Here is an 18,438-nt window from a genome sequence, read left to right on the forward strand (position 1 = left end):
GTAACCGGCCCCGCCGCAGTCCCGGCGATCAGCGCCTGGCTTTGGACCTGTTGAGAGCCACGGCGGCACGGACGAGCGCCTTGAACGCTTCCCCGTCGATCTCCTCGCCCTGGCGAAGGTCGATGGCGCGCCGTGTGTTGCCCTCGAGGCTGGAGTTGAAGAGGCTTGAAGGATCCGGCAGCGCCGCGCCCTTGGCGAAGGTCAGCTTGACGACAGCCTTGTAGGTCTCGCCGGTGCAGATGATTCCGGCGTCCTCCCAGACCGGCACGCCGCGCCACTTCCACTCTTCGGCCACCTCCGGATCAGCCTCCTTGATCAGCGCACGGAGCCGGCCAAGCATCTCGCCTCGCCAGTCGCCCAATTCCTCGATGCGTCCATCGATCAGCTCGGATGGAGACTTGGCCGTCTGCGATCCGCTTTTCTCCATGTCTGTTCTCCTTGAAGGCTGGATGGAAGTCGCCACCGCAATCCTTCCAGCTGGCACTGCGCGTAGCCGCAGCGCAGTTACATGCGTTCGCCGGGCAACCGGCTCGCCTGCTTTACCCAGGACTGGAATTGCGCTTCGTCCAGCCGGTCGCCTTCGCGAATGTTGAGGTAACGCGTGTCCTTGCTCTTGGATTCGCCGGGCGGCACGGGCTTGAGCGACATGCCGCGAAAGAAGGCCACCTTGATATATTTGGTGAAACAGTGGATGCCGAGAAACCAGCTTTCGCCGTCGAGGCCGTAAAGCGGCGAGTTCCATTTCACCGCCTTCTGCGCGTCCGGAAYGGCCTGCATGATGAGCTGGTCGAGCCGGCGCCCGACCTCGCTCTTCCAGCCCGGCATCGCCTCGATGTAGGCCTGCACCGGGGCGTCGCCATGGCCTTTTGCGATCTGCGGGTTGCCGCCTGAAAGCAGAACGGGATTTGCTCCCGAGGGCCTAGCGGCAATGCTAGCTGGTTTCGCCTTTGCCATCAGGTCGATTTTACCAGTTCACGCGCGCTACGCCACCTTGCGGCATAGGGCAGCACGAACATGTAGAGGCCGCTGAACAGCAGCAGGAAAAGCGGCGGGAGCGGCGAATAGACCACCCAGGCGGGAGGCTCGCCCAAGGCCATGGCACCGAAGTTGGYTATCACGGTCGCGGTGAAGATGATCGACAGCCAGCGATGCAACTGCCTGATCCACTTGTTCCAGTCCAATGCTACCTCCTCTGAAGAGTGAACAAGACGCCAGCCTTACCAGCGCGCCAGCTGGGTGATCTGGATGAGATTGCCGCAGGTGTCGTCGAGCTGCGCGATGGTCGAGCCGGTCACTTCCRTCGGCGCCATGGCGAAGCTGCCGCCATTTGYCGTGATGCGCTCGTGGTCGCCCTTGATATCGTCGGTGAACAGCATCAGCGCCGGCTGACCCTGCTTGAAGATGGCCTGCTGGTAGGTCTTTGCCGCCGGATTGTCGTTCGGTGCCAGCTGCAACTCGGTCCCGTCCGGGTCGTCGGGCGAGGCGACTGTTAGCCAGCGAAACGCGCCGTTGGTGAAATCGGCCTTCTTGGTGAAGCCCAGCACGCCGGTGTAAAACCCGAGAGYCTTGTCCTGGTCGTCGACATAGATGCTGGTCAGCTTGATCTTCATTCGCATGTCTCCATTGCTCACGCCTGCCGGTTGCCACCCGCCGAACAGTGCTGCCTTTTTTGCCCTTCCGTCGGGATTTCAGTCGATCCGCGCCAGGACCTCTTCGAGGGCGGTAAGGAACCTCTGCCAGCCGACGGTGGCGCCACGGTAATAGGATTGCTGATCCGCCCGGAAGCCCGTCTGCTCCATGCGCAGATGTGTGCCTTTGCTCGTCGGGGTGAGCGTCCAGGTGACGATGCTCTCCAGATCCTTGGTGTCCCAGGTGTAAGACAGCGTCTTGTTGGGTTCGACGGTTTGCACCTGGCAGTCGACGCCGCCCCAGTCCGCGCTCAGATTGAAGCGGTGGTCCACGACCGGCTTGAAGTCGTTCTTCATCAGCCACTCCTCGATGAGATGCGGTTGCGTCAGCGCGCGCCAGATCTTTTCCGGCGGGTAAGGAATCTCGCGCTCGACGACCACGAAGCGCGTTCCGGTCGGCATATCATTCATTGATCCATCCTTTTGAGCAGGTCTTCGAGTTCGTCGAACCGGGTCTCCCAGAATCCTGCCATCTCGCGCGTCCAGTCCATCAGAGGCGCCAGCGCGCCAAGCTGCGCGCTGTAGTGGGTCTGCCGACCCTCATGGCGATCGCRCACCAGCCCGGCTTCCTTGAGAACGCCGAGATGCTTCGACACCGCCGGCTGYGAGACGCCGGCCTCAGCCGTGAGCGCCCCCACAGTCTGCTCTCCCTGACGGCACAGACGTTCGAAGATGGCGCGCCTTGTTGGGTCGGCAAGCGTGCGGAAGAGCATATCATGCGCGTTCGACATCTGGATCAATAACCCAATGGCTATTGATTGACGTATAACCGTGGAGATATATGTGAGTCAAGCAGAGAAAGCGGACAGTATGAGCCGACGCGCGTGAGCCCAGCCCCACCAGCAAGGGCTGCACGTCGCCGTCCCTATCGTGTCGCAGGATCGGTGCTTGGACTCGACCCGGTAGAGAGGCTGGGTGTGCATATCGCCCGCTTTGGCCATRGGCCTGTGCCGACACGGCCTTCTCCAGGCGGCGTTGACCGGGATGTGCTCAGGCCTGAACCGCCGCCGGGATCGTCAGGTCCCGCAGCAGCGTCGAAAGCTCAGGCTCGTCGATGAGCAAGGCTGCGTCGGCCGACGGCAGCCAGGCCCGTTGCCGGTTCGCTGCCTCCTGCCAGTCGGCCATCTCCTCGGTGACCTCGAGYAGGTAGACGACCACGTCGACACGGACGAAACCCGTGGCCATTCTTTTCCAGTAGGAATAAGTGCCGGCGGGCTGCTTCAACGCCTTGCCGAGCACGCCTGCCTCTTCCTGGGCCTCGACCATRGCCGCCTTGCGCCCGCTCTTGCCCTTCACCGGCCAGCCCTTCGGCACAATGAACCGCTTTGTCGTGCGCGAGGTGACCAACAGGACCTCGAGACCGCCGTCTTCGCTCAAACGAAAGGGGATTGCCGCCACCTGGCGGATCCGCTCGCCCTTCTTTGCCCTGCGTACTGCTTTCTTCTTGGCTGTCGCCATCCCAAAATCCAATGAGAGCAGCTTTCATACCGCGCTCATCCGGGCACGGCAAAAAATCCTGCCACTGCAAACCCCAAAATCGCCGCCCTTGCAATCCGGCTTTTGCCGGTCAAGTAAGTCGGCTAATTAAACCGAAACAGAGGGAATGTCAGCGGCAAACGCGCGAAATCGTGGTGCCGATCACCTGAGACTGGCAGCTCTGCTTGACGATCGGCACCTCAGGGCGAGGTTGCGGCACGTTCTGCCGGTCCTGCTCACGATACAACTGCTGCAGTTGCTGGTACTGCTGCCGTTGCAGCTGGTTCTGGAGCGTCTGCAACTGGTTCTGCTCGACCAGCAAGTTGCGGTCCGTCGGGATAACGACTTGGGCGGCGGCGTATGAAGCCGCGCCCGACAGCGCAGCACTTGCCAAAGCCGCCGAGGACAGAATCGCCAAAAAGCGAGGATGCAACATCGCTTCCTTCCCGCATGAAAACAGAACCTTCCTCTATATATAGGGTGTTTGTCCTGATGCGCCATGATCCAGCGCTTGCGGCCAGTCGACCGGGTGTCATGCCAAAGAAATTCAGGCCGAGCCTAGCACTGCGGTTAACGGGAGCAGCGGTTTCGCCCCTCGATCGCGCGGCCCCGTGGCTGGATTAAACAAGGTGTGCTGCGCCTAGACTGGCAGGGGCGGCGCAGCGTTTCCGCTCCTACCCCAAAGCACCCAGAGTTACATTGCCGGCCGCCGGTCCTTCCACGGCATCTCCTRCTCCAACTGCGTGGAAAGCGCCAGCACCGTCGCTTCGTCGCCGTAGCGGCCGACGAGTTGCACGCCGATCGGCACGCCGCCGGCCGACTGCCCCAGCGGCAGCGAGATCGCCGGCAGGCCGGAGATGTTGAAGGGGAAGTTGAAGACCGCGTCRCCCCATTTGGCGTTGTAGCGGTCGAGGTCGGACTCCGACATGTCGTAATAGCCGAAGGGGCGCGGCAGCTGCGTCAGCGTCGGCGTGATGAAGATGTCATAGGGGCTGAGATCGCCGACGATGTCGCGGCCGATGAGTCTCAGCTGCTCGACGTCGGAAATGTGCTTGATGCCGCTGGTCGCGCGCCCGCGCTGGATGATGGCCCAGGTCACCGGTTCGACATCGTCTGGCGTGACGGGACGGCCGACCAAAGTTTCGAGGAAGCCGAAAGTGGCGGCCGTCTGCACATTGGWCATATCGGTGTAGGTCTTCCAGGCGGCATCGGCATCGAGCGGTATGTCGTGCTCCTCGACCTCATGGCCGAGGCGCTGAAGCGCGGCGACCGTCGAGAGGACCGTCGCCTCGACCTCGGGGTCAATCGCGGCGCCGTTGGGCGGCGTCACGGTAAAGCCGATGCGCAGCTTCTTCGGCGCCCGCACGGAGAGGTCGAGCCAGGTGCCCKCCGGCACCGGCGGCGTGTAGGCATCGCCCGGCAGCGCGCCTGCCACGGCGTCGAGATAGGCGGCGGTGTCGCGCACGGTGCGCGAGCAGCAGAGGAAGTAGGCACCGCCATACCAATAGTCGCCGAAGGGCGCGAGGCTGACGCGGCCGCGCGACGGCTTCAGCCCGACAATGCCGCAGCARGAAGCGGGCACGCGAATCGAGCCGGCGCCGTCGCTGGCCTCCGCGATCGGCACCATGCGCGCGGCGATCGCCGCCGCAGCACCCCCGCTCGAGCCGCCGGGCGTGATGYCTTCCTTCCATGGATTCTTTGTCGTGCCGTAGAGTTTTGGCTCGGTGGTGATCGACCAGCCATTCTCGGGCGCGTTGGATTTGCCGACCAGCACAAGGCCGGCCGCCTTGATGCGCAGCACCACCTCGCTGTCGGAATCGGCAACCAAGTCTTTCAGATAGGAGGAGGAATTGGTGAGAGGCGCGCCGGTCCAGGACGAGGCAAGCTCCTTGAGCAGATAGGGTACCCCTGCGAAGGGCGCGTTTTTGGCCACCGTTTTGGCCTGGGCGCGCGCCATGTCGTAGAGGCGGTGGATCACGGCATTGAGTGCCGGATTCAGCCGCTCGATCATGGTGATCGCGGCCTCGACCAGCTCGGCCGGGGAAACCTCGCCGCGCTTCACCAGTCCGGCGAGCGCCAGCGCATCGGAACCGGCGTAGGTTTCGAGCAGGCTGTCGGTGATCATGTTCCCCCGATTATTCGTGCGTTCCGAGCCTATAGGGCAACCGAGCTATCGCTTCGGCCAATCGCACTGGCTGGCGCTGCCCCTCACCCTTACCTATCCCCGTGAGGAACGGGGAAAGGGGATCGCCAGCGTTGCGGCCAGCCTCCTTCTCCCCGTCACTTTACGGGGAGAAGGTGCCGGTAGGCGGATGAGGGGCAGCGCCGACTTTTGCCATTGGCCAAGGCAACAGACTGCACACCTCCTCATCCCAGCTCCACGGTTCGCTTTTGCGCGATGCTTTGCTCGGCGGCTAAAACGATGCGCAGGCTGTTGACGGCCGCATCCATCTGCTCGGTCAGGTCGACGTCCTCGCGGATGGCGCGCAGGAAGAAGGCCTGCTCGCGGTCGCAGAGCTCCTGGTGGCCGGGCTCGTCCTCCATGCTGACGATCTCGTCGGGCTTGGAAAAGTTCTTGTCGCCGTCGACCTCAGCATAATGGATTTTCAGCGCGTCCGTCTTGGTGTGGCGATCGATGTCCGCAGAATCCGATACCTCTTCGGCCTCCTTGGCGCTGCTTGCCGTCTGGCCGGCGACGATCGAGACCRCGCCCTTGGGACCGACCACGTCCTTCACGAAATAGGCGGTCTCGCTCATCATCGGGCCCCAGCCCGCCTCGTACCAGCCGACCGAGCCGTCATCGAAGGTGACATGCAGGTGGCCGTAATTCTGCTTGTCGGCCTCGGCCCAAAGTTTTGCGCCGATGCCGTGCACGCGTACCGGCTTGGCGCCGGTCAGCTGGCACATGACGTCGACATAGTGCACGCCGCAGTCGACGATCGGGATGAGCGAGTCGATCAGGTTTTTGTGCCAGTGCCACGCGCTGCCRCTGCTTTGCTGGTTGAGGTTCAAACGCATCACCAGCGGCTTGCCGAGTGTCTTGCCGACCTCGATGAATTTGATCCAGGACGGATGGACGCGCAGGATGTAGCCCAGCACCAGCTTGCGGTTCTTGGCGCGCGCGGCCGCCACCACCTTCTCGGCGTCCGCGATGTTGGTGGCGAGAGGCTTTTCCATGAAGACATGGCAATTGGCGGCGATCGCCTTCAGCGCGTATTCGGCGTGTGTGTTCGGCCAGCTGTTGATGGAGACGGCGTCCGGCCTGGTCTCCTTCAGCGCCAAGTCGAAATCCTCGTAGAGCGGATAGCCGGCGAGTTCGGCCGGGATCTTCTTGCTTTTGATGGTGCGGCTCATGATGCCGACGATCTCGAAGCCGTCCGAGCGATGATAGGCGCTGGCATGCGAGGCGCCCATATTGCCGAGACCAACCACCAGGATTCTCACTTTGTCGGCCATGTCAGCCTCCCTGATTCTTTGATGGAACTTGTGGGCGGCGATGTGCTGCCGTCCGTATTTTTATCAGGCAATCGCCTCAACTTGGCGCTGCCCCTCATTGCTGTGCCRGGCATTGCTCCCCGTATAGCGACGGGGAGAAAGAACCCTTCGCCGAGGGTTTCGCCAATCGCCAGCGCTGCAGAAAGAGCGCCAGCGTTGCGGTCATTCCCTTCTCCCCGTCTCTATACGGGGAGAATGTACCGGCAGGCGGATGAGGGGCGGCGCTGCCCTCAACAGGACGTGCGAATTTGCCCTCGGTCGCAGCCCTACTTCACCGCCGAATCGAACAGGTGCGCCTTGATCTTCTCGACGTCCAGCGCGGCGAAGCCTTCCGACAGCTTCACGCCGTTCGCGTCGGCCTTGACCTTGGCCTTATCGAAGTCGTTGGCCGCGGGGATCAGGTCGTTGGTGCAGACATCTTCGGCCTTCACCGGTGCCGTGATCTGGCCGATCTTCAGGATCTCGTCGAAAAAGCCCTGCCAGCTCGCCATGTCGTGCGAGCCCCAGCCGCCACGCTTGTCCATGTCGCCGCGGAAGACGTTGATCTGCTGCAGGATCGAGGTGGTGCCGAGCTCGGGGCCGAGGTTCTTGGCTAAAGTCGGGAACTGCGCGAACACGGCCTCGACAGCGGCGCGCGGGTTCTGGTAGCCGAATTCCAGGCCCATCGCCCAGCCGCGCAGGTACTTCTCCAGGAAGGCCTTCTTGTCGGGGTCCTGAAGGTCGGCGGTGCGCACGACGAAGGTGTTGGCCGGCAGCTTGGAATTCTGCACGCCGAGCCAGTATTCGAAGTCGAGACCCTTGGCGATCCATTCGGCRCGCAGACCTTCCCAGGACAGCGCTGCGTCGCCTTGGCCGCCGGCGAGCGCGGTGCCCCAGGTCGGCCAGCCGGCCTCGACWTATTTCACCTTCTTGATGTCAACGCCTTGCGAGGCGAGCAGCGGATCGACGATCGACTGCCAGGCCGCGGAGCCGAGCAGGATGGTCTTGCCTTCGAGGTCCTTGAGGTTCTTGGTGCCCTGGCCCTTGCGGAAGGCGATGCTGAAAGTGTCGCGCGCGCCCATGTGGAACACGGACTTCAGCTTCATGCCGTTCTGGATGGCGAAGGAGAAGACGCCGGGCGAGGGGAAGCCCATGTCGGCCTGGCCGACATCGACGAACTTCACGGTCGCGGTGCCGTCCGACGGGCCGGGCTGCATGTCGGTGTTGAGGTCGCCGAAATAGCCCGCCTTCTTGGCCGACCAGTAGGGATAGTCGTCCAGCACTTCGAGGGTACCGCGCGGCGAAATCCAGGTGAATTTTTCATAGGCCGCCGCCCTGGCTTTCAGGCCTGACGCRCCAAGCGCGGTCGCGGTCACGACGCCGGCCGCCGTCACCTGCAGGAAGTAGCGGCGGCTGATGCCCGCTCTTGTCGCTGGGTTGAATGAGCTTTCGTTGGTCATGGCATTCCCCTTTTGTTGATTTCTGCCTGGCGCCCGCCTCCCGGGCGCTGCCTTATCCCGCGCGTTATGCCTCCCAGCTCGCCCATTTCTTGCCGATCAGGAAGAACAGCACGTAGATCAGGATGCCGAGCGTCGACAGGATCAGCACGACCGCGAAGAACTGCGGCATCTGGATCATCGACGAATAGGAGGTGAGCCGGTTGCCGAGGCCGAAGCCGCCGCCGACCATCTCGGCGCCGACCGCCGTGAGCAGTCCGAAGATCGCGCCGATCATCAGGCCGACCAGGATCATCGGCAGCGCCATCGGTGCGCGGATCTTCCAGAAGATCTGCAGTGTGCTGGCGCCGTAGGAGCGGGCGAGCGCGATCTTGGCGCTGTCGACGCGGCRGAAACCGGTCGCGGCGTTGATCATCACCATGGGGCCGGCGGCGAGCGCCACGGCGATGATGCGCGGCGTGTAGCCGAAGCCGAAGCGCAGGATGAGCAGCGGCACCAGCGCCAGCATCGGCGTGGTGACGAGGATCAAAATGTAAGGCGCGACGATCTTCTCGGCGAAGGGGAACTGCGTGATTACCGCGGCCATCACCAGGCCGACGATGGCGCCGATGGCGAAGCCGGAGACCAACTCGACCAGCGTGTAGCCGAGATGCGGGGCGATCAGCGGGAACTCGTCGAACAGCGCGTAAACGATCGCGCTTGGCGGCGGCATGATGTATTGCGGCACGTGGAAGATGCGCAGCGCCAATTCGATGGCRCCAATGATGACCACGGCGACGGCGAGGATGGCAACGACCTCGGCGCCGGACTTGATGCCGGGGCCGCTGGCGAAGGCGGAGAGGTTGGTGAGGCTGACGTCTTGGCCGTCRCCAGACTTGGCCTTCGAGAATTCCGGAATGGCGTCGCCTCCGCTCACGGCCTGATCCTCACGATTTCAGCAGTCTTTTGTTCGTGCTGTTCCTTTGCCTTCGGCCGCCGTTCGCCGACGATGTCCATCTTGATGCGGTTGGTGAGGTCGAAGACCTCCTTGGTCGCCATGATCTCCAGCGAGCGTGGCCGCGGGAACGGCACATTGTATTCCTTGGCAACGCGGCCCGGCCTGGTGGTCAGCACCACGACCCTGTCGGAAAGGAAGATCGCTTCCTCGATGCTGTGGGTGATGAAGACGATCGTCGTCTTGGTGTCGAGCCAGATCTCCTCGACGAGGCGGTTCATCTCCTCGCGGGTAAAGCTGTCGAGCGCGCCGAAAGGCTCATCCATCAGCAGCACGGAAGGCTTGAGCGCCAGGGCGCGAACGATCGCGGCGCGCTGCTGCATGCCGCCGGAAAGTTCGCGCGGGAACTTGCCGCCGAAGCCGTCGAGCCCGACGCGGTTGAGCAGATGCGCGATCCAGCCGCGGTCCGGCTTCTCGCCCTTGATCTCGAAGGGGAAGTTGATGTTGGCGTCGAGGTTGCGCCAGGGCAGCAGGTTCGCTTCCTGGAAGACGATGCCGATCTCGGGACGGGGGCCGGTGATCTCCTTGCCGTCAAGCAGGATCGAGCCGCTGGTCAGCCGGTGCAGTCCGGACATCGACCACAAAAGCGTGGTCTTGCCGCAGCCGGAAGGGCCGACGATCGAGACGATCTCATTGGCGTGGACATCGAGGCTGCAGCGATCGAGCGCCAGAAGATCGCCCGAGGCCGTTCGATAGACCTTGGTCGCTGCCTGCACGCCGAGCTTCGGCGTTCTTGCACTGGCCGTATTCATGCTCCCCCTCGGAGACTACGCGATGAGTTGCCGGAGGCCCCACCTGTCCGCAAAATCAGTCTGTAACTATCCTACTTTACTGTCAAGCGGCGGCAAATGACGGGAACAATCAGGTTCCATCAGCTCTTAACTAAGTGTCTGATGTTGCGTTATTTTCTATGCGCTTGCAGTGTGTGTTACTTTCCTACATACTCCCTTCGGTTGGTTGCCTATGGCCAGCGGGCGGATAATCGCAAATATGGTGGGTCCAGAAACGGGCAGGGAAGGACTGGCCAATGACCGAAGCTGACAGCCAGGCGCTGCGGATTTCGAACGGGGAGGCTGACGGGCACGATCACGTCAGGCGCTTTCCGGACATCATTTCGCAGGTGAAGGACAGCTACGCGGATCTGCGTCCGGCCGAGCGCCGCGTCGCCGATGTCGTGCTCGACGATGTCAAATATGCCGTCGATGCGTCCAATGYCGCGCTTGCGCAACGCGCCCAGGTCAGCGAGCCGACGGTCACACGTTTCTGCCGCGCCATCGGCTGCGACGGCGTGCGCGATTTCAAGCTAAAGCTGGCGCAGAGYCTCGTCGTCGGCGCGCTCTATCTCAGCAAGCCGCCGCCTTCCAACAGCGACGGCGGCTTGCCGTTCTGGAACGCCGTGTTCGGCGAGGCGCGGCGCGCGCTGCAGGAGGCCGAAAGGCAGATCGATCCGGGTGAGTTGCAGAAGGCGGCGCAACTGATTGCGAAGGCAAGGCAGGTGACGGTGTTCGGCCTCGGCGGCAGCTCATCGGCGCTGGCGCAGGAGACCCAGAACCGCTTGTTCCGTTACGGCATCTCGATCAGCGCGCAATGCGATCCCTATCTGATGCGCATGACCGCATCGACGCTGAAGCCCGGCGATGTGGTGATAGCGATCTCGGCAACCGGCCGTACCCGGGAAGTGATCGAGGCGGTGGAACTCGCCAAGCATTATCGCGCCAACGCGATCTGTGTGACGGTGCCCGACACCGAGCTGACGCGCGCCTGCGATGTCCGGATCACMATGGCGGTTCCCGAATATCCCGATACGCTGAAGCCGACCGCCTCGCGCTACGCCTTCCTCGTGGCCATCGACCTTCTGGCGGTGGCGACCGCCTACAAGATCGACGGCCCGGCGCGCGAGACGGTGYGCCGCATCAAATACAACGCCCAGATCCATCGGACGGGGAAGGAGATGGAGCCACTGGGGGATTGAGGCAGCTTTCCCTTCTCCCGTTGGGGAGAAGGTGTCGCCGAAGGCGACGGATGAGGGGTGTTCCAGGGAACGCCAGCATCTCACTCCGCTGGAACACCCCTCATCCGTCTCGGCGCTACGCGCCGATCCACCTTCTCCCACAGGGGGAGAAGGGAAAGGGCGGCGGCGCCGGCTTCGACAAGAGCTCGAACCAAAAGAAGGGAACAAAAGGAAATGCTCGACATCGCACCATCGCAGCAGGCGGCCACATGGCTCGGCTCCTTCGGCCGGGCGCTCGAGGCCGGCGACATCGAGGCGGCGACCAACCTTTTCGCGGAAGATTGCTACTGGCGCGATCTGCTGACCTTCACATGGAACATCAAGACCATGGAGGGCCAGGCGGCGATCCGCGACTTGCTGAAGGCGACGCTATCGACCGCGCAGCCCTCGCATTGGCGCCTGGCCGGCGAAGCAAGCGTCGACGAGGGGATCCTCGAGGCGTGGTTCACCTTCGAGACGGCCGTGGCGCGCGGCGAAGGCATTCTGCGCCTCAAGGACGGCCGCTGCCGGACGCTGTTCACGGCGATGAGCGAACTCAAGGGATTCGAGGAGCAGAAGGGCCCGGCGCGGCCGCTCGGCATTCGCCACAAGGCCGACCCTGAGCGCGAAACCTGGCTTGAGGCGAGGGCGCGCGAAACGCGCGACCTCGGCGTGAACCAGCAGCCCTATTGCCTGGTGATCGGCGGCGGCCAGGGCGGCATCATGCTGGGCGCCCGGCTGCGGCAGGTCGGCGTTCCCTCAATCATTGTCGAAAAGAATGCGCGCGCCGGCGATTCATGGCGCAACCGCTACCGCTCGCTCGTGCTGCACGATCCGGTCTGGTATGACCATCTGCCCTACATCCCGTTCCCGGAGAACTGGCCGGTCTTCACGCCCAAGGACAAGATGGGCGACTGGCTGGAAATGTATGCCCGGGTCATGGAGCTGAACTACTGGGCCGCCACCAAATGCATCAGCGCCGCCTATGACGAGGGCGAGAAGGTCTGGACGGTGGTGGTGGACCGCGCCGGCCAGCGCATCACGCTGAAGCCGAGGCATATCGTCTTCGCCACCGGCGCCTACGGGCCGCCGCGGCAGATCGAACTGCCCGGCGCCGAGAGCTTCAAGGGCGAGCTTTTGCACTCCAGCGAATATTCGACCGGCGAGAAATTCGGCGGCAAACGCGTCGCGGTGATCGGCGCGGCAAGCTCAGGCCACGACGTCAGCGTCGATCTTTGGGAGGCGGGTGCCAAGGTCACCATGGTCCAGCGCTCGCCGACGACGGTGGTCAAGTCCGACACGCTGATGGAAGTCGGTTTCGAGATCTTCTCGGAGAAGGCGCTGGCGCGCGGCATCACCACCGACAAGGCGGACATGATCGTCGCCTCGACGCCTTTCGCGCTGGTGCCGAAGGGCCAGCGGGCCCTCTACGACGTCATCCGCGAGCGCGATGCGGATTTCTACAAGCGCCTCAGCGACAGCGGCTTCGCCATCGACTTCGGCGAGGACGAGACCGGGCTGTTGATGAAGGCTTATCGTACCGGTTCGGGCTATTACATCGACGTCGGCGCCTGCGAGCTTATCCTGAACGGCGAGATCGCGGTGAAGAGCTGCGTCGGCATCAAGTCGCTGACACCGAGCGGCATCCTGTTCGAGGACGGCAGCGAGCTTGCCGTCGACGCGATCGTCTGCTGCACCGGCTACCAGTCGATGAACGAGACGGTGGCGGGAATCGTCTCGCGCGAGGTAGCCGACAAGGTCGGTCCGTGCTGGGGGCTGGGGTCCGGCGTGAAGGGCGACCCGGGCCCATGGCAGGGCGAATTGCGCAACATGTGGAAGCCGACGGCGCAGGAAGCGCTGTGGTTCCACGGCGGCAATCTGGCGCTGTCGCRCTTCTATTCGAAATTCGTTGCGCTGCAGCTCAAGGCGCGCATGGAGGGGATTGAGACGCCGGTCTATGGCAAGCCGAGCAACGCTCAGCGCTGAAGTGGGTAATCTCCCCCACGAGGGGGGAGATTGGCCAATCACCTTCCGAAATGCTTCGCCGCAACCTCGACATGGGTGTGGTGCGTGTGCGCCTCGAAGCGCTCGGTCTCATTATGGTCGGGCGCCTCGTTCGGCCACCATTTGCCGCCGATGACGATGCCTTCGGAGACAAGCCGCTGATCCGCGACCAGCGAGGCGCCGACGGCGTCGACGAAGGTGAAGCGGCCGGGCTGCAGCCTGAGCACTGCGATATCGCCGATGCCGCCGACTTTCAGCGCGCCGAGCTCCGGCTTGGCGATCGCCTCGGCCGGGCGCTGCGTCGCCGCGCGCAGCACCTCGACAAGCGGCATGCCGAGCGCCATAAGCTTCGACATGCAGACCAGAATGTCGAAGGCCGGGCCGTCGACGCAGTAGAGATGCACGTCGCTCGAGATGACGTCGGGGGCGAGGCCCTCGGCGAGCATGGCCTTCGCCACCTCGAAGTCGAAGGAACCCATGCCGTGGCCGATGTCGAAGATGACGCCGCGCTCGCGGGCCAGCCGCATGTCCGGCCGCACGGCGCCGGAGGCAAAGACCGGCGCGTTGGGATACGGCCGGAAGCAATGGGTGAGGATGTCGCCGCGGCGCAGCCTCGGCAGCACTTCCGAGCGGCCAGGCGGCGGCTCGTCGATATGCGTCATCAGCGGCAGGCCCACCTTGTCGGCGGCCTCGAGCGCGAGGTCGACAGGCGCGATGCCGCTGGTGCCGCTGGCGTGGCGGCCGCAGCGGACCTTGACGCCGACGACGACGTCGGCGTGCTCGCGCACCGCCGCTACGGTCTCGCGCGGCTCGCAGAGCCTGAGGTCGCTGCACTCGCCGACGGATACGGTCTTGGCGAAGCCGAATATGCCGGCAAAGGAGATGTTGACGTAGGCGAGGATGCGGACTTTCGAGCGCTCGATGACGTGGCGGCGAAAGCCCAGGAAATTGCCGGCGCCGGCACTGCCGGCGTCGATGAAGGTGGTGGTGCCGCTCTTTGCGGCGAGCCTGTCGGCGTCGACGCCGAGCGACGTGCCGCCCCAATAGACATGGCTGTGCAGGTCGATGAGGCCGGGCGTGACGATGCAGTCCCTTGCGTCGACGACCTCACCGGCGGCCTCGGCATCGATTGCCACGTCGATCGCGGCGACTCGGCCATCGGTGATCGCAACATCGCGCGGCGCATCCAGCCTGGATGCCGGGTCGATCACACGTCCGCCCTTGATCAGAAGATCGAACTTCATCCGCGCCCTCCGTTGCTGTTTGGCCGCGATCAGACCGGCCGGTAGGCGACAGCCTCGATCTCGATCTTGATGTCGATCATCAGGCGGGATTCGACCGTCGTGCGCGCCGGCGGATCAACCGGGAAATACCTGGCGTAGACGATGTTGAAGGCGCCGAAATCGCGAGCGTCCTCAAGCCAGACGGTGGTCTTCACTACGTCGTCCATGGTGCAGCCGGCGAGCGCCAGCGCTGTCTTGATGTTCTCAAGCACCTGCTCGGCCTGCTCGGCGATGCCGCCCTTGACCACCAGGCCGTCGCTGCCCACCGGCACCTGGCCGGAGATGTAGACGAAATCGCCGGCGCGGACGGCGGGCGAGAGCGGGACATGCGATTTTCCAAAGCACTGCTTGGGCAAGTGAGCCTCCTGTTGTCGACTGGATGGGACCGTTCTTATGGCCGTCTACGCTTGTCGGCGTGATCCTCATAGAGGTCCTGTTGGAAAGCAACATTTTTTCGAAAATCATGTTGCTTTATTACAAGGACCTGAGCATCTTGCGGCTCCATGGCGTTGCCAGATTGGCGACTGCCAGCGGACGACGCGCACTGAAAGAGGGGAGTTCGAGCATGACCTTCGACAAGAATCCGTTTCCGGAAGGCGATGCTGACCGCCACGCGCTCTGGGAAATGCTGGTCCGGCGCGACATCGATGCCTTCCTCGGCCAGGACTGGGCGATGGTCGAGGACGATTTCATCGCCGAGAGTTTTTTCGGCATGCACGCGCATTTCCTCAACAACGCGGATGCCTGGCGCCTGCAGTTCCCGAGGCTGGAAGTCTATCGCGACGAATGGCTGCGCCAGGCCAAGGAAACCGCGGCGACGAAATTCGCGGAACCCCTGCGCGATGCGCTGTTCCGCGTAACCAACATGCGCGACATCGACGTCGACGGCGACCGCGCGGTGCTGCACAAGAAGTTCGATGGTTCGGTCGCCAGGGCGGACGGCGGCGTCGACCGCCTCAAATGGCAGACGCTCTATTTCTGCCRCAAGGTCGGCGGCCGCTGGAAGATCGCTGGCTTCGTGGGCTACATGCCGCATCCGCTGGGAGGCTGAACACTTCCCGTAAGTGACCTGTTCAGGCCGGGCCTTCTACGAATGACGCAGCAACCGCTCGTCAGGCGAACGGTGGTCGAACACGACGCCCATGGTCTTACCAACGGCGGCCATGACGATCAGTTCGACGAGATGGTCGTCACTGTCCTCGCAGGCCGGACTGGAACGGTGAATGGCGTCGAGCATCGCACGCGTCGAGACGGTATCGCCGGCGCGGAATTTCGAAAGAGCAAATGTAACAAGGTCTTGAGCCGTCGGCTCGATAATTGGCCCTTCGGCAGCAACGTTCATTGGCTTCCTCCTGCCATGAACTCTCCCGGCGGCAATGATACGCCAATGGTTGGCCGGCGCCAGCGAAATGGTGGTCCGACCAGTGCGAATGGCGACAGCCTGCCGCCAATCGCCMCTTAAGTGTGGAACACGTGCTTGACGGACATCGGGCGTGCTCGACGCATCGCGCTTCGGTTGCTAAGCCCCTCCCGCGCAGGGAGGCCGAACGAGTCGAGACATGACGGTTGGAATCGAGATGGGGCAGACGACGGCGGGCGCGCCGGCGACGCTCGACCTTGAGGAACTGCTGGCGACCCGCCTGCTGGTGCAGGGCAATTCGGGCTCCGGCAAGTCGCATCTGCTGCGTCGTCTTCTGGAGCAGAGCGCGCCGTGGGTGCAGCAGACCATCATCGACCCGGAAGGCGATTTCGTCTCGCTTGGCGAGCGCTACGGACATCTGGTCATCGATGCCGAGGACCATACCGAGCGCGGCCTGCAGGCAGCCGGCGAGCGGGCGCGCATCCACCGCGTCTCGACTGTGCTCAACCTCGAAGGGCTTGATGCCGAGAACCAGATGCGGCGCGCCGCCGCCTTCCTCGGCGGGCTGTTCGAAGTCGCGCGCGACCATTGGTATCCGATGCTGGTGGTGGTGGACGAGGCGCAGCTCTTTGCGCCCGCCGCCGCCGGCGAGGTGTCGGACGAGGCGCGCAAGCTTTCGCTGGGCGCCATGACCAATCTGATGTGCCGCGGCCGCAAGCGCGGGCTTGCCGGCATCATCGCCACGCAGCGACTGGCGAAGCTCGCCAAGAACGTCGCCGCCGAGGCCTCCAATTTCCTGATGGGCAGGACCTTTCTCGACATCGACATGGCGCGCGCCGCCGACCTGCTCGGCATGGAGCGGCGACAGGCGGAAGCTTTTCGCGACCTCGAGCGCGGGCATTTCATGGCGCTCGGTCCGGCGCTGTCACGCCGCCCGCTGAGCGTTCGGATCGGATCGACCGAGACGAGCCCGCGCAACGGCACGCCGCGGCTGATGCCGCTGCCGGAGGCGACGCTGGAGGATGCGCGTTCGATCATCCTGGCGGCGCCGCCGCCGGAGACTGTCCGCCCGCAGCGCCGGCCTTCGCCGGACCTACTCGATCAGCTGATGGCGGCGAAGTCGGCGCCGCTGGAAATCCGTCCCGAGCCCGCGGAGCCGCAGCCCAGCGCCGAGGATCTGGCCGAGCGACGCGAGCGGATGGATCGGATCCTGCGCGCCATCCTTGCCGAACCCGACGCGGGGTTCCGCGTCATCGGCGTGCTCTACCAGGAGTTCGTGGTCCGCTGCCGCATCGAGGGGCTCGCTTCGGTGGTGCCCGACCTTTCGGAATTCCGCCGCATGCTGACGCGCGCCCGCGCCGGCGTCGGCTCCGACATGGCCGAGGACGATGCGTGGCGGGACGTTTCGGTGCGCGCCTCGCTGCTGCCGGAGGACATGCAGGGCGTGTTCATGATGATCGCGAGGGCCGCAAAGGAAGGCTGGCCCTGCCCGAGCGATGCGGCAATCGCCCGCGCCTATGGCTCACATTCGCTGCGCCGCGCGCGGCGGCTGCTCGACTATATCGAGGAGCAGGGCCTGATCGTCTGCCAGATCGACGGCGTCGGCCGGCGAACGGTGACGCTGGTCGAACTTGCCTGGGCGACGGCGCCGGGCGATCCCAATGCCGCGGAGCAGGACAGCTCAGCGGCCTGAGAGCCGGGCCGAAGCACGAACGCCGCGGATGCGGGTTCAACGTCCTGGGCGTTTGGAGCCCACTTCGACCATAAGCAGCCAAGCGGAGACGCCGCTCAGCAATATGACGCGGGCCGGTGCGGCAAGCCAAAGCCCGCCCTCAGTCGCCACGTCGTCCGGCTCGCGGAGGGGCGATAGCGTTGCAGCCTGCACGAAGGAGCTTCTTCCCGACTCTCTTCCACGATCCTGGGACAGGCCGCGGCCACGAACAGCACGATCAGGTTGAAGAGATGCGGGCGGGCGGCTGCCTCGGCCCTGCTTTTTTCCTCCACGCCACGGAACCGGATGCGCGACCGTGCGTTGTAGGCCTCGGCTTAATGTGGCTGTCGGGCGGAGYGGGGAGAGGCAATGGGCGTATCCAGGTCGTTGCGGGAACAGCTCGACTCCCGACAGATACTCAGCGCACTCAAGGCTTTCCGAAACGGCGATTTTTCTGTTCGCATCGAGAACGTCTATGACGGGTTGAACGGCGAGATTGCCGACACGTTCAACCAGATCGTCGAGCTCAACGACCAGGTGACGCGCGAATTCGCCCGGCTAAGCCGTGTGGTCGGCAAGGACGGCCGCATCGGCGAGCGCGGTCATGTCAGGAACGCCAAAGGCAGTTGGGAGTCGAGCGTCCGCTCGGTCAACGATCTGATCGAGGACATGGTGCAGCCCACCGCGGAGGTGGCGCGTGTCATCGGCGCGGTTRCCAAGGGCGATCTGTCTCAGACCATGATGGAGGAGATCGACGGAAGACCGCTGCGCGGCGAATTCCTCCGCATCGGCAGGATCGTCAACACAATGGTCGGCCAACTCGCCTCCTTCACCTCGGAAGTGACGCGCGTGGCGCGTGAAGTCGGCACCGAAGGCAAGCTCGGCGGTCAGGCGCGGGTCAGGGGCGCGGCCGGCACCTGGAAGGACCTGACCGACAACGTCAATGCGATGGCCATCAACCTGACCAGCCAGGTGCGCAACATCGCAGAGGTGACCACGGC

21 protein-coding genes are annotated in these 18,438 nt (G+C 64.0%); 5 read left to right on the top strand and 16 right to left on the bottom strand.

The genetic code is table 11. The annotated features are described in order from the left end of the window. Positions 1 to 28: 28 nt before the first annotated feature. The 13 genes from ORS3428_RS21795 to ORS3428_RS21855 all read right to left on the bottom strand — a co-directional run bounded on the left by ORS3428_RS21795 (position 29) and on the right by ORS3428_RS21855 (position 9,841). Positions 29 to 427: a DUF1801 domain-containing protein gene (locus ORS3428_RS21795; RefSeq protein ID WP_071100368.1), complete on the bottom strand. Its 399-nt coding sequence runs from the start codon at positions 425 to 427 to the stop codon at positions 29 to 31. Between the two features lie 77 nt (positions 428 to 504). Continuing rightward, positions 505 to 954 (bottom strand): DUF1801 domain-containing protein, encoded by a 450-nt coding sequence (locus tag ORS3428_RS21800; RefSeq protein WP_071100369.1) that lies wholly within the window; start codon positions 952 to 954, stop codon positions 505 to 507. Continuing rightward, the gene (locus tag ORS3428_RS21805; RefSeq protein ID WP_071100370.1) at positions 954 to 1,181 is read right to left on the bottom strand and encodes a hypothetical protein; all 228 of its coding nucleotides are present in this window, start codon (positions 1,179 to 1,181) and stop codon (positions 954 to 956) included. Before ORS3428_RS21805 ends, ORS3428_RS21800 begins: the two co-directional genes overlap by 1 nt. Positions 1,182 to 1,217: 36 nt before the next feature. Then, the gene (locus ORS3428_RS21810) at positions 1,218 to 1,610 is read right to left on the bottom strand and encodes a VOC family protein (protein ID WP_071100371.1); all 393 of its coding nucleotides are present in this window, start codon (positions 1,608 to 1,610) and stop codon (positions 1,218 to 1,220) included. Positions 1,611 to 1,688: 78 nt separating this feature from the next. Next, positions 1,689 to 2,099, bottom strand: a complete 411-nt coding sequence (locus ORS3428_RS21815; RefSeq protein ID WP_071100372.1) for an SRPBCC family protein — start codon at positions 2,097 to 2,099, stop codon at positions 1,689 to 1,691. Further along, positions 2,096 to 2,419 (bottom strand): ArsR/SmtB family transcription factor, encoded by a 324-nt coding sequence (locus tag ORS3428_RS21820; RefSeq protein WP_071100373.1) that lies wholly within the window; start codon positions 2,417 to 2,419, stop codon positions 2,096 to 2,098. The genes ORS3428_RS21815 and ORS3428_RS21820 overlap by 4 nt, the downstream gene beginning before the upstream one ends. Before the next feature lie 259 nt (positions 2,420 to 2,678). Next, complete coding sequence (locus ORS3428_RS21825) at positions 2,679 to 3,146, bottom strand: NUDIX hydrolase (protein WP_071100374.1); 468 nt, start codon at positions 3,144 to 3,146, stop codon at positions 2,679 to 2,681. Between the two features lie 148 nt (positions 3,147 to 3,294). Further along, positions 3,295 to 3,600: a hypothetical protein gene (locus ORS3428_RS21830; RefSeq protein ID WP_071100375.1), complete on the bottom strand. Its 306-nt coding sequence runs from the start codon at positions 3,598 to 3,600 to the stop codon at positions 3,295 to 3,297. A 258-nt stretch (positions 3,601 to 3,858) separates the two neighbouring features. Continuing rightward, entirely contained in the window at positions 3,859 to 5,289 is a 1,431-nt protein-coding gene (locus ORS3428_RS21835; RefSeq protein ID WP_071100376.1) for an amidase, read from the bottom strand. Between the two features lie 242 nt (positions 5,290 to 5,531). Then, positions 5,532 to 6,620 carry a Gfo/Idh/MocA family protein gene (locus ORS3428_RS21840; protein WP_071100377.1) on the bottom strand — a complete coding sequence of 363 codons (1,089 nt, stop codon included), beginning with the start codon at positions 6,618 to 6,620 and terminating at the stop codon, positions 5,532 to 5,534. 305 nt (positions 6,621 to 6,925) lie between these two features. Further along, positions 6,926 to 8,098 carry an ABC transporter substrate-binding protein gene (locus ORS3428_RS21845; protein WP_071100378.1) on the bottom strand — a complete coding sequence of 391 codons (1,173 nt, stop codon included), beginning with the start codon at positions 8,096 to 8,098 and terminating at the stop codon, positions 6,926 to 6,928. Between the two features lie 64 nt (positions 8,099 to 8,162). Further along, a complete protein-coding gene (locus ORS3428_RS21850; protein ID WP_071100379.1) occupies positions 8,163 to 9,011 on the bottom strand; it encodes an ABC transporter permease in 849 nt (282 codons plus the stop codon). Beyond that, complete coding sequence (locus ORS3428_RS21855) at positions 9,008 to 9,841, bottom strand: ABC transporter ATP-binding protein (RefSeq protein ID WP_071100380.1); 834 nt, start codon at positions 9,839 to 9,841, stop codon at positions 9,008 to 9,010. The genes ORS3428_RS21850 and ORS3428_RS21855 overlap by 4 nt, the downstream gene beginning before the upstream one ends. Positions 9,842 to 10,116: 275 nt before the next feature. Here ORS3428_RS21855 and ORS3428_RS21860 point away from each other — a divergent pair, with 275 nt between their 5' ends. Together ORS3428_RS21860 and ORS3428_RS21865 are read left to right on the top strand one after the other, a co-directional pair. Then, positions 10,117 to 11,061 carry a MurR/RpiR family transcriptional regulator gene (locus ORS3428_RS21860; protein WP_071100381.1) on the top strand — a complete coding sequence of 315 codons (945 nt, stop codon included), beginning with the start codon at positions 10,117 to 10,119 and terminating at the stop codon, positions 11,059 to 11,061. 213 nt (positions 11,062 to 11,274) lie between these two features. Further along, the gene (locus tag ORS3428_RS21865; RefSeq protein ID WP_071100382.1) at positions 11,275 to 13,065 is read left to right on the top strand and encodes an NAD(P)/FAD-dependent oxidoreductase; all 1,791 of its coding nucleotides are present in this window, start codon (positions 11,275 to 11,277) and stop codon (positions 13,063 to 13,065) included. Positions 13,066 to 13,103: 38 nt separating this feature from the next. Here ORS3428_RS21865 and ORS3428_RS21870 read toward each other — a convergent pair whose 3' ends face one another. Beyond that, the gene (locus tag ORS3428_RS21870; RefSeq protein ID WP_071100383.1) at positions 13,104 to 14,327 is read right to left on the bottom strand and encodes an amidohydrolase/deacetylase family metallohydrolase; all 1,224 of its coding nucleotides are present in this window, start codon (positions 14,325 to 14,327) and stop codon (positions 13,104 to 13,106) included. Positions 14,328 to 14,356: 29 nt separating this feature from the next. After that, positions 14,357 to 14,722: a RidA family protein gene (locus tag ORS3428_RS21875; RefSeq protein ID WP_071100384.1), complete on the bottom strand. Its 366-nt coding sequence runs from the start codon at positions 14,720 to 14,722 to the stop codon at positions 14,357 to 14,359. A gap of 209 nt (positions 14,723 to 14,931) precedes the next feature. Between ORS3428_RS21875 and ORS3428_RS21880 the strand changes: the two genes are divergently transcribed. After that, complete coding sequence (locus ORS3428_RS21880) at positions 14,932 to 15,417, top strand: hypothetical protein (protein WP_071100389.1); 486 nt, start codon at positions 14,932 to 14,934, stop codon at positions 15,415 to 15,417. 36 nt (positions 15,418 to 15,453) lie between these two features. Here the strand turns inward: ORS3428_RS21880 and ORS3428_RS21885 are convergent, their stop codons facing one another. Continuing rightward, positions 15,454 to 15,708: a hypothetical protein gene (locus tag ORS3428_RS21885; protein ID WP_071100385.1), complete on the bottom strand. Its 255-nt coding sequence runs from the start codon at positions 15,706 to 15,708 to the stop codon at positions 15,454 to 15,456. A 217-nt stretch (positions 15,709 to 15,925) separates the two neighbouring features. Between ORS3428_RS21885 and ORS3428_RS21890 the strand changes: the two genes are divergently transcribed. Beyond that, positions 15,926 to 17,419: an ATP-binding protein gene (locus tag ORS3428_RS21890; protein WP_071100386.1), complete on the top strand. Its 1,494-nt coding sequence runs from the start codon at positions 15,926 to 15,928 to the stop codon at positions 17,417 to 17,419. A gap of 387 nt (positions 17,420 to 17,806) precedes the next feature. Beyond that, the coding region (locus tag ORS3428_RS21895) for a HAMP domain-containing protein (protein ID WP_338011952.1) at positions 17,807 to 18,438 on the top strand (632 nt) is incomplete at its 3' end.

The sequence above is a fragment of the Mesorhizobium sp. ORS 3428 genome, assembly GCF_001854785.1.
Lineage (GTDB): Bacteria > Pseudomonadota > Alphaproteobacteria > Rhizobiales > Rhizobiaceae > Mesorhizobium.